Origin of the sequence: Pseudomonas sp. 008 (assembly GCF_016861935.1) — a bacterium.
Taxonomy (GTDB): Bacteria; Pseudomonadota; Gammaproteobacteria; order Pseudomonadales; family Pseudomonadaceae; genus Aquipseudomonas.
On sequence record NZ_BOMA01000002.1, the window covers coordinates 324,218 to 337,523 of the forward strand.

A 13,306-nucleotide genomic window follows, 5' to 3' on the forward strand; every position below is an offset into this window, starting at 1 on the left:
AAACCTCATCAAACTCTTCAGGCGCATATCACTGCGGGTTGGCACGGGTGCTGGAAAGCAACGATTTCAGGTTGGCAGCCTTGGGCTTGACCAGCCAGAAACGACGCAGATAGTCATCGAGGTTTTCAGCGAGGTTACGACCCCACTCGCTGTCGGTTTCCTCGACGTATTCGTTCAGCACGCGTTGCAAGTGGCTGCGATAGGCTTCCATCGCCTCACCGCTGATCCGCTGGATTTCCACCAGTTCGTGGTTGACCCGGTCAACGAAGGTGTTGTCCTGGTCGAGCACGTAGGCGAAACCGCCAGTCATGCCTGAGCCGAAGTTGTAACCGGTCTTGCCCAGAACGCAGACGAAACCACCGGTCATGTACTCGCAGCAGTGATCGCCTGTGCCTTCCACCACGGTGTGAGCACCGGAGTTACGCACCGCGAAACGCTCGCCAGCGGTGCCGGCGGCGAACAGCTTGCCGCCAGTGGCGCCATACAGGCAGGTGTTGCCGATGATGGCACTGTCCTGCGTCTTGTAGAGGCTGCCTTTCGGCGGAACGATGACCAGTTTGCCGCCGGTCATGCCTTTGCCGACGTAGTCGTTGGCGTCGCCTTCCAGGTACATGTTCAGGCCACCGGCGTTCCACACGCCGAAGCTCTGACCCGCCGTGCCTTTGAAGCGGAAGGTGATCGGCGCGTTGGCCATGCCCTGGTTGCCGTGTTTGCGGGCGATTTCACCGGAGATCCGCGCGCCGATGGAACGGTCGCAGTTGCAGATATCCAGGGCGAAATCGGCACCGCTCAGGTCGTTGATCGCCGAGGTGGCCATGTCGACCATTTTCTCGGCCAACAGGCCTTTGTCGAACGGCGGGTTGCGGTCGACCTGGCAGAATTGAGGCTTGTCTGCCGGGATGTGATCGCTGCCGAGCAACGGGGTCAGGTCCAGGTGGTTCTGCTTGGCGGTCTGGCCTTCGAGGACTTCCAGCAGATCGGTACGACCGATCAGCTCTTCGAGGGAGCGCACGCCCAGCTTGGCCAGCCACTCACGGGTTTCTTCGGCGACGTAGGTGAAGAAATTCACCACCATGTCGACGGTCCCGATGTAGTGATCCTTGCGCAGCTTCTCGTTCTGAGTCGCGACGCCGGTGGCGCAGTTGTTCAGGTGGCAGATGCGCAGGTATTTGCAACCCAGGGCGATCATTGGCGCGGTGCCGAAGCCGAAGCTTTCAGCGCCGAGAATGGCTGCCTTGATCACGTCGAGGCCGGTTTTCAGGCCGCCATCGGTTTGTACCCGGACTTTGCCGCGCAGGTCATTGCCACGCAGGGTCTGGTGGGTTTCGGCCAGGCCGAGCTCCCACGGTGCGCCCGCGTATTTGATCGAGGTCAGTGGCGATGCACCGGTGCCGCCGTCGTAGCCGGAGATGGTGATCAAGTCCGCGTAGGCCTTGGCCACACCGGCCGCGATGGTGCCGACGCCCGCTTCTGCCACCAGTTTCACCGAAACCAGCGCATTCGGGTTGACTTGTTTCAGGTCGAAAATCAGCTGCGACAAGTCTTCGATCGAATAGATGTCGTGGTGCGGTGGAGGCGAAATCAGGGTCACGCCCGGCACTGCGTAACGCAGCTTGGCGATCAGACCGTTGACCTTGCCGCCTGGCAACTGACCACCTTCGCCGGGCTTGGCACCCTGGGCGACTTTGATCTGCAGCACTTCAGCATTGACCAGGTATTCCGGAGTCACACCAAAGCGGCCAGTGGCGACCTGCTTGATTTTCGAGCTCTTGATGGTGCCGTAGCGCGCCGGGTCTTCGCCGCCTTCGCCGGAGTTCGAACGCGCACCGAGGCGGTTCATGGCTTCGGCCAGGGCTTCGTGGGCTTCCGGCGACAGAGCGCCCAGCGAAATACCAGCGGAGTCGAAGCGCTTGAGCACCGACTCCAGAGGCTCGACTTCGCTGATGTCCAGCGGCGTGTCGAGGGTCTTGACCTTGAGCAGGTCGCGGATCATCGACACCGGGCGGTTATCCACCAGTGACGTGTATTCCTTGAACTTGCTGTAGTCGCCCTGCTGCACTGCGGCTTGCAACGTGTTGACCACGTCCGGGTTGTAGGCGTGATATTCGCCACCGTGGACGAACTTCAACAGACCGCCCTGCTGGATCGGCTTGCGCGGGCTCCAGGCTTCGGCCGCCAGGGCTTTCTGCTCGGCTTCGATGTCGACGAAGCGCGCACCCTTGATGCGGCTTGGCACGCCACGGAAGCTCAGTTCGCAGACTTCTTCGGACAGGCCGATGGCTTCGAACAGCTGCGCACCGCGATACGACGTGATGGTCGAGATGCCCATCTTCGACAGGATCTTGAGCAGGCCCTTGGTGATGCCTTTGCGGTAGTTCTTGAACACCTCATAGAGGTCGCCCAGCACTTCACCGGTGCGGATCAGGTCGCCCAGCACTTCATAGGCCAGGAACGGGTAGACCGCCGAGGCGCCGAAACCGATCAGCACCGCGAAGTGGTGCGGATCACGAGCGGTCGCGGTTTCCACCAGAATGTTGGAGTCGCAACGCAGGCCTTTTTCGGTCAGGCGGTGGTGCACGGCACCGGTCGCCAGCGAAGCGTGGATCGGCAGCTTGCCCGGAGCAATGTGACGGTCACTCAGTACGACCTGGGTGCGACCGGCGCGAACGGCTTCTTCGGCCTGATCGGCGACGTTACGCACCGCGGCTTCGAGGCCGACGCTCTCGTCATAGTTGAGGTCGATGATCTGACGCTCGAAACCTGGGCGATCGAGGTTCATCAACGAGCGCCACTTGGCCGGAGAAATGACCGGCGAGCTGAGGATCACGCGCGAGGCGTGTTCCGGCGACTCCTGGAAGATGTTGCGCTCGGCACCGAGGCAGACTTCCAACGACATGACGATGGCTTCGCGCAGCGGGTCGATCGGCGGGTTGGTGACCTGCGCGAACTGCTGACGGAAATAGTCGTACGGCGTACGCACGCGCTGGGACAGCACGGCCATCGGCGTATCGTCGCCCATCGAGCCGACGGCTTCGTAGCCTTGCTCGCCCAGCGGACGCAGCACCTGGTCGCGCTCTTCGAACGTAACCTGGTACATCTTCATGTACTGCTTGAGTTGATCGACGTCGTAGAACGCCGAACCGTGGTCGTTGTCTTCCATGGTCGCCTGAATGCGCAGGGCATTCTTGCGCAGCCATTGCTTGTACGGATGACGGGACTTCAAGCGGTTGTCGATGGCGTCGGTGTCGAGGATCTGACCGGTTTCGGTGTCCACGGCAAAGATCTGGCCCGGGCCGACACGCCCCTTGGCGATAACGTCCTCAGGCTGGTAGTTCCAGACACCGATTTCCGAGGCCAGGGTGATGAAACCGTTCTTGGTGGTCACCCAACGCGCCGGACGCAGGCCGTTACGGTCGAGCAGGCACACCGCGTAGCGACCGTCGGTCATTACCACGCCGGCCGGACCGTCCCACGGTTCCATGTGCATCGAGTTGTATTCGTAGAACGCACGCAGATCCGGGTCCATGGTTTCGACGTTCTGCCACGCAGGCGGAATGATCATCCGCACGCCACGGAACAGGTCGATGCCACCGGTGACCATCAGCTCGAGCATGTTGTCCATGCTGGAGGAGTCGGAACCGACACGGTTCACCAGCGGGCCGAGTTCATCCAGATCCATCAGGTCATTGGTGAACTTGGTGCGACGGGCCTGCGCCCAGTTACGGTTGCCGGTGATGGTGTTGATTTCGCCGTTGTGGGCAAGGAAGCGGAACGGCTGCGCCAGCGGCCATTTCGGCAGCGTGTTGGTCGAAAAGCGCTGGTGGAACACGCAGATCGAAGTTTGCAGGCGCTGGTCGCTCAGGTCTGGATAGAAGGCGGTCAAATCCGCCGGCATCATCAGGCCTTTGTAAATAATGGTCTTGTGGGAAAAGCTGCAGATGTAGTGATCGACATCGGCGGCGTTGGCCACGGACGAACGACGACGGGCGCTGAACAGCTTGATCGCCATGTCCTGATCGCTCAGGCCTTCACCACCGACGAACACTTGCTCGATCAGCGGCAGGCGCTCGAGGGCCAGGCGGCCGAGGACGCTGGTGTCGATCGGCACTTTGCGCCAGCCGACCAGGGTCAGGCCTTCGGCCAGGATTTCGCGGTTCATGTTCTCGCGAGCGGCTTCGGCTTTCACCGGATCCTGGTTGAAGAAGACCATGCCCACGGCATATTGCTTGGGCAGTTCGACGCCGAAGGTTTCCTGGGCGATGGCACGCAGGAACACATCCGGCTTTTGAATCAGCAGACCGCAACCGTCACCGGTCTTGCCGTCGGCGTTGATCCCACCGCGGTGGGTCATGCAGGTCAGGGCCTCAATGGCCGTTTGCAAAAGGGTATGACTGGGCTCGCCCTGCATATGGGCTATCAGGCCAAAACCGCAGTTATCCTTGAATTCATCTGGTTGGTACAGACCTGCTTTCATAGACACTTTCTCACCAGGCTGCCTCTTATCGAGGCAAATTTCTTTTCAATTCAACCAGTTACCATCCGCGCCGAACGTACGCCAGCTTTGCGGGGGCAAAAGGGAGGTCATTGTACACACCGACACAGAGGCTCACAAATTTGACGACGAAATGTCGCAAATCTATGTCGCATTTGTGAAAGGTTTAAAGCGATATGCTGTGCTAGTCAAAACTTTTTTAATTTTGACCGCAGCGACTCAAAGACTACTGTGACGCAGACACCACAAGGCACGCAGCCGCAGGGACTGTTGGCGGCATGCGCTTGTAGAAATTTTGAGGTGCTTGGAGAGGCGGCCTGGGTAAGGCCGCCGAATCTTCAGCGAGTTGTTGCCAGTTCCTGTTGGACGCTGGCGACAGTGCGAGGCCAAGGTTTACCAGCCTGAACCTTCGCTGGCAAGGCCTTGATGGCAGTAACGGCTGCATCGCGGTTGGCGAAGCTACCGTAGGTGATGACGTAAAGCGGCTTGCCGTTGAGCACTTTCTTGAAATAACGGTACTCGCCGCCCTGCTCCTTGACGAAGTTTTGCGCGGTCGATTCGGAGCTGGTGCCAAGGATCTGCACTACGTAGCTGCCCGGTGCCTGGCCTGCGTACCAGCTGCCACCAGCGGCTTTGGCCACGGCAGCTGGCTTCTCGGCGGGTTTGGCCACGACGGCCGGTTTGGCGGGCGCTGGAGCCGGTTTGGCAGCCGGTGCAGGCGCTGGCGCTGGCTTGGCCGCAGGCGCGACAGGCTTGGCGGTCGCGACTTGAGTCGGCGCAGGCGTCGGCTTGGCGGCCGGTGTCGGCGCGGGCCCCGCTGGAACGCCTGCCGGTGGCGCAGTAGTGGTCACGGTCGGCGGTGTGGCGCTGGAACCTTCGACCGGTACGCCATCATCGCCTTCGGTAATGCCTCCAGCCGCTTCGGCCAACGGACCACGCATCACTGGCTGCGAGTTACCGACCAACGGCAATGGCATCGGTTGCGTATTACCGGCGAACTCCACGGAGGGAGCGCCTGCGCTGTTAGGTTTTGGCGTGCCCTGGCCCAGCGGCAGTTGTGCCTGTTCGTTGGCAGGCGCGCCGGTGGTCGGTGCTTTGTTGCGACCTGGCATCAACCAGGCGGCAGCTACCGCGACCACGACGACGGCGGAAATTGCCAATACGTGTTTCTTCGGCATGTTGAACCCCATACTTGGACGCTTGACCGCTGAGCGGCTGGCAATCATGGCTTCGATCATTGCATCGCGGGCGACCTGGTTGATGTTGCCAGGCCAACCGTCGGAGCTTTCGTGAATATCAGAGATCTGATCCGCGGTGAAAAGTTCGATTCCCCGGCCAGCACCTTCGAGACGCTGATCCAGATATTCGCGGGTTTCTTCTTCGGTGTAGGGCTGCAATTCGATGACGTGAAAACGCTCTTCCTCGAGACTCAGCGCATCAAGTTGAGCAATCAACGAGGACTCACCGAACAGGAATACATGCGGACGACCTTCCGGTGCGCCGGCAGCCAGGGCCAACAAGGCTTCCAGTGCAGACTCGTCGAGTTGCTCGGCGTCATCCACCAGCAAATAGACTTCCTGCCCCGTGAGCGCAAGCTGCACCACTTGAGCCAGGATCGCACCGATCTCGGCCTGAGCAACGTCCAGCGCCTGAGCCACTTGATTCAGCACGCCAGCGGCATCGCCGGCGCCACGGGCGGAAACCACCACGCTCTGCACTGACTGTTTGTTGGTGCTGGCCACCAGCGCCTGACGCAACAGGGTTTTACCGCTGCCTTGCGGGCCGGTGACCACCAGCAGCAACTGGCTGTAGCGAGCCAGGTGATGCAACTGGCCCAGCACCGGCTTGCGCTGGGCCGGGAAGAATTTGAAGCCAGGCACCCGTGGAGCGAAAGGGTCATGACTTAACTGGTAATGGCCGAGGAAAGCCTCGTCGGCATGCAAACTAGTCATCGGGATCTTATTAACCTTTAAGCTGAGCCAGGGCGCGGTAATCCGCTCCCAGCGTGGCCTGTAAAACCTCTTTCGGATAATCGTCGGTCACCACTGCTTCGCCCATATGGCGCAGCAGCACCAGGCGCAAACGACCGTCGATCACTTTCTTGTCAATTGCCATGTGTTCGAGAAAATCGGCTTCGGTCATCTCTTCCGGCGGAATGACCGGCAGGCCGGCGCGCTGGAACAGGCGAATACCGCGATCACGCTCCTCTTCGCTGATCCAGCCCAAGCGCGCGGACATTTCCAAAGCCATCACGGTGCCAGCAGCGACTGCTTCACCATGCAACCAGACACCATAGCCCATATGGGTTTCGATCGCGTGGCCGAAGGTATGCCCCAGGTTCAACGTGGCACGCACGCCGGTCTCTTTCTCGTCGGCACCCACCACCGCAGCCTTGGCCGCACAGGAACGTTCGATGGCGTAAGTCAGGGCGGCCTGGTCCAGGGCGCGCAGGCGATCGACGTTTTCTTCAAGCCAGGTCAGGAACGGCTCGTCGCAGATCAGCCCGTACTTGATGACCTCCGCCAGCCCGGCAGACAGTTCGCGGGCCGGCAGTGTATTGAGGGTGGCGGTATCGATCAGCACCACATTGGGCTGATAGAAGGCGCCGACCATGTTCTTGCCCAGCGGATGATTGATCCCGGTCTTGCCGCCCACCGAAGAATCGACTTGCGACAGCAACGTGGTCGGCACCTGGATGAAATCGACGCCCCGCTGGTAGCAGGCCGCGGCAAAACCGGCCATGTCACCGATCACGCCACCACCGAGGGCAATCACTGTGGTGCGACGGTCGTGCCGAGCGGTCAGCAGGCCATCGAAAATCAGTTGCAGGGTTTCCCAGGTCTTGAAGGCTTCGCCATCGGGCAGCACCACGGAAATGACCGAGAACTGCGCCAGACTGCGGGTCAGACGCTCGAGGTAGAGCGGCGCGACGGTCTCGTTGGAGATGATCGCCACCTGCCGCCCGCGAATATGCGGGGCCAGCAGCTCAGGCTTATCCAACAAACCTTCGCCAATATGAATCGGGTAGCTGCGCTCGCCTAGATCGACCTTGAGTGTCTGCATGTGTCCCCACAGTGAAGATGGAATCAGGCGTCCTGCCTTGAGTTTACGAATTCCATGGCGTCTGCTGGTGTGACGCCGTCCGGTAGCCATCCGCCACAACCTTGAGCGGCTGCGACAGGACGCCGAGGATAGCGCATTTCGCCCCGTGCATTAACGGGGCGGCAGCTGCTGCAAGCGTTCGAGAATATCGAGCACCACCATCCGCGGCGGCCGCTCATCGGTTTCCACCACCAGGTCGGCGATTTCCCGATACAGCGGGTCACGGATCGCCAGCAAGTCCCGCAGGGTCTTGGCCGGATCGGCGGTACGCAGCAGTGGCCGATTGCGATCGCGAGCCGTTCGGCCCACTTGCTGCTCGACAGACGCGTGCAGATAGACCACCCGACCACCGGCGTGCAGCGCCCGACGATTGGCCTCGCGCATTACCGCTCCGCCACCGGTCGCCAACACCACGCCGTCGGACGCGCACAGCTCGGCAATCATCGCCTGCTCGCGGTCACGAAAACCCGGTTCGCCTTCTTTATCGAAAATCCACGGGATATTGGCGCCCGTGCGCAATTCAATTTCCTTATCGGAATCTTTGAACGGCAGGCGCAGCTCTTTGGCCAGCAACCGGCCGATGGTGCTTTTTCCAGCCCCCATCGGTCCAACAAGAATCAAATTTCGCACAGAATCAATGACTCACAGCAATCGCCTGATTGTTCATGATACGCGGAGTGAGAAATACCAGCAGCTCGGATTTTTTCTCCGAAACCACGTCACGCCGGAAAAGGCGGCCAAGATACGGCACATCACCGAGAAATGGCACCTTATCTACAACCTTGCTCTGAGTATTTGAGAAAACCCCACCAATCACGATGGTCTCGCCGTCGTTGACCAACACCTTGGCGTTGACCTCGTTTTTCTTGATCGGCGGTACATCCTGCACTTTGTTCAGGTAGTCCGGTTCGTCCTTGGTGACCTTGACCTCCATGATGATGCGGTTGTCCGGGGTGATCTGCGGCGTCACTTCCAGGGACAGCGAGGCTTCCTTGAACGACACTGAAGTGGCACCGCTGGAGCTGGCTTCCTGATAGGGGATTTCGGTGCCCTTGAGGATTTTCGCGGTTTCCTTGTCAGACGTGACCACCTTGGGCTGCGAGACGATTTCCCCGTTGCCGGTTTTTTCCATGGCCGTCAGCTCAAGGTCCAGCAGCACATTGTCGGTAATGAAGGCGATGCCGATCCCCGAGGTGTTGGAGGAAGTCCCTAGGTCGACGAACGGCGAGTTGGTGCTGGTGCTGCCCGGCGTGCCAACGGTGGTCGAGGAGCCGTTGACCCCGGAGCCATTCCAATTACCCTTCTGCACCGAACCGCCCCAGCGCACGCCGAGGCTTTTGTCGTAATCGACGTTGGCTTCAACGATGCGCGCCTCGATCATCACCTGACGCACCGGAATATCCAGCTGTGCAACGATGCGACGCAATTCGTCGAGGCGGTCCTGGGTCTGGTAGGCAATGATGTTGTTGGTCCGCTCATCGACAGTGATTGAACCGCGCTCGTCGACTTTCGCCTCGGCGCTGGTCACCGACTGGAACAGCTTGGCGATATCGGCTGCCTTGGCGTAGTTGACCTGCAACAGTTCGCGACGCAGAGGCGCCAGTTCGGCGATTTGCTTCTGCGACTCCAGCTCCTGACGCTCCCGGGCGGCGATTTCATCGGCCGGCGCCACCAGCAACACATTGCCAATCTTGCGTTTATCCAGGCCTTTGGTTTTCAACACCAGGTCCAGCGCCTGATCCCACGGCACATTCTGCAGGCGCAACGTGATGCCGCCCTGCACCGTGTCACTGGCCACCAGATTGAGGTTGGTGAAATCGGCGATCAGTTGCAGCACCGAGCGCACATCGATGTCCTGGAAGTTCAACGAGAGCTTTTCGCCGCTGTAGGCAAAACGTTCGGCGTTGCGTTTTTGCAAGTCATCGACAGTCATCGGCCGGATGCTGACGGTCAGTTTGTTATCGGTCTGGTAGGTCGAATAATCGAAGGCGCCGCTGGGCTCGATGCTGATGATGGCCCGGTCGCCCGTGGCGCTGGCGTTGACGAACTGCACCGGGGTAGCGAAATCCTTGACGTCGAGACGGACGCGCAACCGCTCAGGCAATTGGGTTTTGGTGAAGCCGACGATGATCTTGCCATCGCGTTCCTGGATGTCCGGGGCGATGGACGGATCCGACAAATCGATAACCACGTTGCCTTCACCCTGGGTACCGCGCTGGAAATCCACGCCACGAATAGCCTTGCCCACGGGAGCACTGGCTCTGGCGGGCGCGGGTACCGCCGTGGCCGCGCGTGGTGCGCTGGCAATCGGCTTGGACGCTTTGTTACCGGCCGCCTGCCCGACAACCACAAACAGGTTGTTGCCTTCGACACGTGCGTTATACGGAGTCAGTTGAGTCAGACCGATGATCAGCCGCGTGCGGTCCTTGGCTTCCACCACCGTGGCGCTGCGGGCATTGCCGCCGCCCAGGTCACGACTTTTGTTCGCCAGCTGGCTGGTAACCCCCGGCAGGTCCAGCGCAATCCGCGCAGGCTGCTCCGTCGTATAGCCATGCGGCTGCGGTGGTGGCCCGTCGAACGACAACTTCAGCTCGACACGGTCACCAGGCAGCGCGGCGACATCCAGCGCTTTGAGGTTGGCCGCCTGTACCAACGGCGACAGAAACGCTATCCATAGCGAAATACCGAAGGTTGAGAAAATCCTGTTCATTGTTCGAGTTCCACTATGAGTGCTCTTTCAAAGGGATGGTCCGCGGCCGCTCCAGCCAGGCGCCTTCGCCATCGGGAACGATTTCGACCACATCGACTTGCGAAGCGCTGATGGCGACGATCCGCCCATCATTACGTCCCAGGTAATCGCCGACTTTCAGCCGATGCACACCGCCCGCCCCGCGCAGCAGCGCAAAGGAGCCGGAGGCATTGGAGATTGTGCCGACCATTTCAAATTGCTCGATGTTGAAGCCTTCGAGGTACTGCTTGACCCGATTGAGGTCGGGTTTGACGTTGCGCGAGCCGTGCTTCTGGCCAGCCAGATCGACTCTGACCTGCCGGGAGAACGGGCTGCGCAGGTTGGCAGCGCTGTAGGTGAATGTCGGATAAGACTGGAATGTCGGCGTTGGTTCAATCTTGCCGGGCGCTCGCAGGCGCACTTCGTTCAGGTAGGCGTCGATGTCGCTGAAACCATTGTCACCGCCACAACCGGCCAGGGCGACCAGGCACATAACCATCGACAGGCAACGAATCGGGTTCATTTCTGCAACCCCTTGTCGTTGTAGCGGTAGGTCTTGGCAAGGATGCTCATGCGCAGCTTCGGACCGCCTTCGGGATTGGCCGGCACCAGGTCGAAATCATGCAGGGTGACGATCCGCGGCAACCCCGCCACGCCGCTGACGAAAGTGGCCAGGTCGTGATAAGCGCCGGTGACGGTGATCTGGATAGGGAGTTCGATGTAGAACTGCTGGGTGACCTCCGGCAGCAGCTTGATCTCTTCGAATTCCAGGCCGCTGCCCAGGCCGGTGCGGGTGATGTCCTCCAGCAGGCCGGGCACTTCGGTGTCGCTGGGCAATTGCCGTAATAGCATGCCGAAGGAATTCTCCATTTCCTTCATCTGCTGGGTATACAGCTCAAGATTGGCCGCCATGTGGGCTTTGGTCGCGAACTGCTCCTTGAGCGTCGACTCCTCCTCACGCTTGAGTTCCAGGTGGCTTTGCAGGTCGCTGATCAGGAAGCTATAGCCCAGGGCCAGCACCAGTACCATCAGCAGAACACTCGCAAGGACCTTGATCGCCCTTGGCCAGGAACCCATGTTGTTGGTGTCCAGATCGCTGATGTCGATCTGGCGCAACCCTTCGAGCCATTCGGACGGCCTCATTTAGCCACCCCCACAATTGCCGGCTGAGTCTGACGGACGGTCAACTGAAAAACATTGGCCTGATCCAGCTGACCGGCGGTGTTCGCTTTGACTTCCGTGAGATTGGGCGCATCGAACCAGTCGGATGCATCTAGATTGCGCATCAAATCCGAAACACGATTGTTGGACTCCGCCGCGCCGGTGATGGACAAGGTCTTGCCGACCATTTTCACTTCGGTGAAATACACGCCGTCCGGCAAGGTGCGCGCCAACTGATCGAAGATCCTCCCGCTGATCGGCCGGTTGCCTTGCAGGTCCTGGATGATGCGCATGCGCTCGACGAGCTGCTGGCGACGAGCCTTCAGATCGCTGATCTGTTTGATCCGCTCGTCGACCACGGCAATCTGCTTGGCGATGTAATCGTTGCGCGCGACTTGTCGATCAATGGCGCTGTTAATGACCTGGTCCGTGATCAGCAGCGCCCCCACCGACCCTGCCAGCACACCGACCAACGCCAGCAAAAAGCGTTTGCGCCGCGCTTCGCGCAACTCTTCACGCCAGGGTAAAAGATTGATCCGTGCCATCAGTCGAAACTCCTGAGGGCCAGCCCGCAGGCGATCATCAGTGCCGGCGCATCGCTCGCCAGGGCACTGGCATTGACCCTGCTGCTCAGGGTCATGTCGGAGAATGGGTTAGCGACCTGGGTCGGCGTACCCAGGCGCTGCTCGATCAACCGATCCAGCCCTGGGACCGAGGCAGTGCCGCCGGCCAGGAGAATGTGATCGACCGAGCTGTATTGGCCGGAGGCAAAGAAAAACTGCAATGAGCGCGATACTTGTTGCACCAACGCATCCCGAAACGGCTGCAAGACCTCACTGACGTAATCGTCCGGCAAACCGCCCTGTTTCTTCGCCAACCCTGCCTGCTCGACCGTCAGGCCATAACGGCGCTGGATTTCTTCCGTCAGTTGTCGGCCGCCGAACAATTGTTCGCGGGTGTAGATGATCCGCCCATTGTTCAACACGCTCAGGGTGGTCATGGTGGCGCCGATATCGACCACCGCCACGGTCAGATGCTCCTGAGAGGCGGCCAACTGGGTTGCCAGCAAGCCGAAGGATCGCTCCAGGGCATAGGCTTCGACATCGACTACTCGCGCGGTCAGCCCGGCCAGGGCCAGGGCCGCTTCACGAACCTCGACGTTTTCCTTGCGACAGGCGGCCAGCAGCACATTGACCCGCTCGGGGTTGCGCACTGACGCGCCTTGCACTTCGAAGTCGATCGCCACTTCATCCAGCGGATACGGGATGTACTGATCGGCCTCGATCTTCAGCTGGTTTTCCATCTCGTCGTCGGAAAGACCAGCGTCCATCTCGATGGTCTTGGTGATCACCGCCGAGCCGGCGACCGCCACGGCGACGTTCCTCTGGCTGGTTTTGGCCTTGAGCAGCACGCGCGCAAGGGCCTGCCCCACGCCTTCGAGCTCGGCAATATTTTTTTCGACCACGGCACTGGCGGGCAGCGGCTCGACCGCATAGGCCTCGACCCGATAACGGTCGCCTTGGCGGCTTAACTCCAACAGCTTCACCGACGTAGAGCTGATGTCGATCCCCAGAAGCGCATTGGTTTTTTTATTGAAGAGTCCTAGCACTACCAATTCCCTATGACTATCCGTGAGTTACGGACTCTGTAATATCCATTGCGTTCAATACCCCCCGTCTTGACAGAAGCGCAAATGACGCTCCCTGCGGAAAAATGCTTATAATGCCGAGCGTTTTTCCGCTTTCACTGCAAGCGCGGGTCATTCTCTTTATAGCCTGAACCCTGATGCCTAATTCATTCTTTGCCCTGGATATCCAAAAGCC

At 60.1% G+C, this 13,306-nt stretch carries 9 protein-coding genes; all 9 read right to left on the reverse strand.

All coding sequences use genetic code 11. The annotated features are described in order from the left end of the window. Positions 1-28 precede the first annotated feature (28 nt). Positions 29-4,474 (reverse strand): glutamate synthase large subunit, encoded by a 4,446-nt coding sequence (gltB, locus tag JUI81_RS06035; protein WP_204123935.1) that lies wholly within the window; start codon positions 4,472-4,474, stop codon positions 29-31. A 356-nt stretch (positions 4,475-4,830) separates the two neighbouring features. Then, the gene (locus tag JUI81_RS06040; RefSeq protein WP_019581862.1) at positions 4,831-6,444 is read right to left on the reverse strand and encodes an AAA family ATPase; all 1,614 of its coding nucleotides are present in this window, start codon (positions 6,442-6,444) and stop codon (positions 4,831-4,833) included. A 10-nt stretch (positions 6,445-6,454) separates the two neighbouring features. Next, on the reverse strand, positions 6,455-7,555 hold the full coding sequence (aroB, locus tag JUI81_RS06045; protein WP_019581861.1) for a 3-dehydroquinate synthase: 1,101 nt from the start codon (positions 7,553-7,555) through the stop codon (positions 6,455-6,457). A gap of 150 nt (positions 7,556-7,705) precedes the next feature. Next, the gene (gene aroK / locus JUI81_RS06050) at positions 7,706-8,224 is read right to left on the reverse strand and encodes a shikimate kinase AroK (protein WP_019581860.1); all 519 of its coding nucleotides are present in this window, start codon (positions 8,222-8,224) and stop codon (positions 7,706-7,708) included. A 4-nt stretch (positions 8,225-8,228) separates the two neighbouring features. Next, positions 8,229-10,304 carry a type IV pilus secretin PilQ gene (gene pilQ, locus JUI81_RS06055; RefSeq protein WP_019581859.1) on the reverse strand — a complete coding sequence of 692 codons (2,076 nt, stop codon included), beginning with the start codon at positions 10,302-10,304 and terminating at the stop codon, positions 8,229-8,231. A gap of 13 nt (positions 10,305-10,317) precedes the next feature. Then, the gene (locus tag JUI81_RS06060) at positions 10,318-10,845 is read right to left on the reverse strand and encodes a pilus assembly protein PilP (protein ID WP_019581858.1); all 528 of its coding nucleotides are present in this window, start codon (positions 10,843-10,845) and stop codon (positions 10,318-10,320) included. Continuing rightward, a complete protein-coding gene (gene pilO / locus JUI81_RS06065) occupies positions 10,842-11,465 on the reverse strand; it encodes a type 4a pilus biogenesis protein PilO (RefSeq protein ID WP_019581857.1) in 624 nt (207 codons plus the stop codon). The genes JUI81_RS06060 and pilO overlap by 4 nt, the downstream gene beginning before the upstream one ends. Then, entirely contained in the window at positions 11,462-12,028 is a 567-nt protein-coding gene (locus tag JUI81_RS06070) for a PilN domain-containing protein (RefSeq protein WP_019581856.1), read from the reverse strand. The genes pilO and JUI81_RS06070 overlap by 4 nt, the downstream gene beginning before the upstream one ends. After that, positions 12,028-13,092: a pilus assembly protein PilM gene (locus JUI81_RS06075; protein WP_019581855.1), complete on the reverse strand. Its 1,065-nt coding sequence runs from the start codon at positions 13,090-13,092 to the stop codon at positions 12,028-12,030. Before JUI81_RS06075 ends, JUI81_RS06070 begins: the two co-directional genes overlap by 1 nt. Positions 13,093-13,306 lie beyond the last annotated feature (214 nt).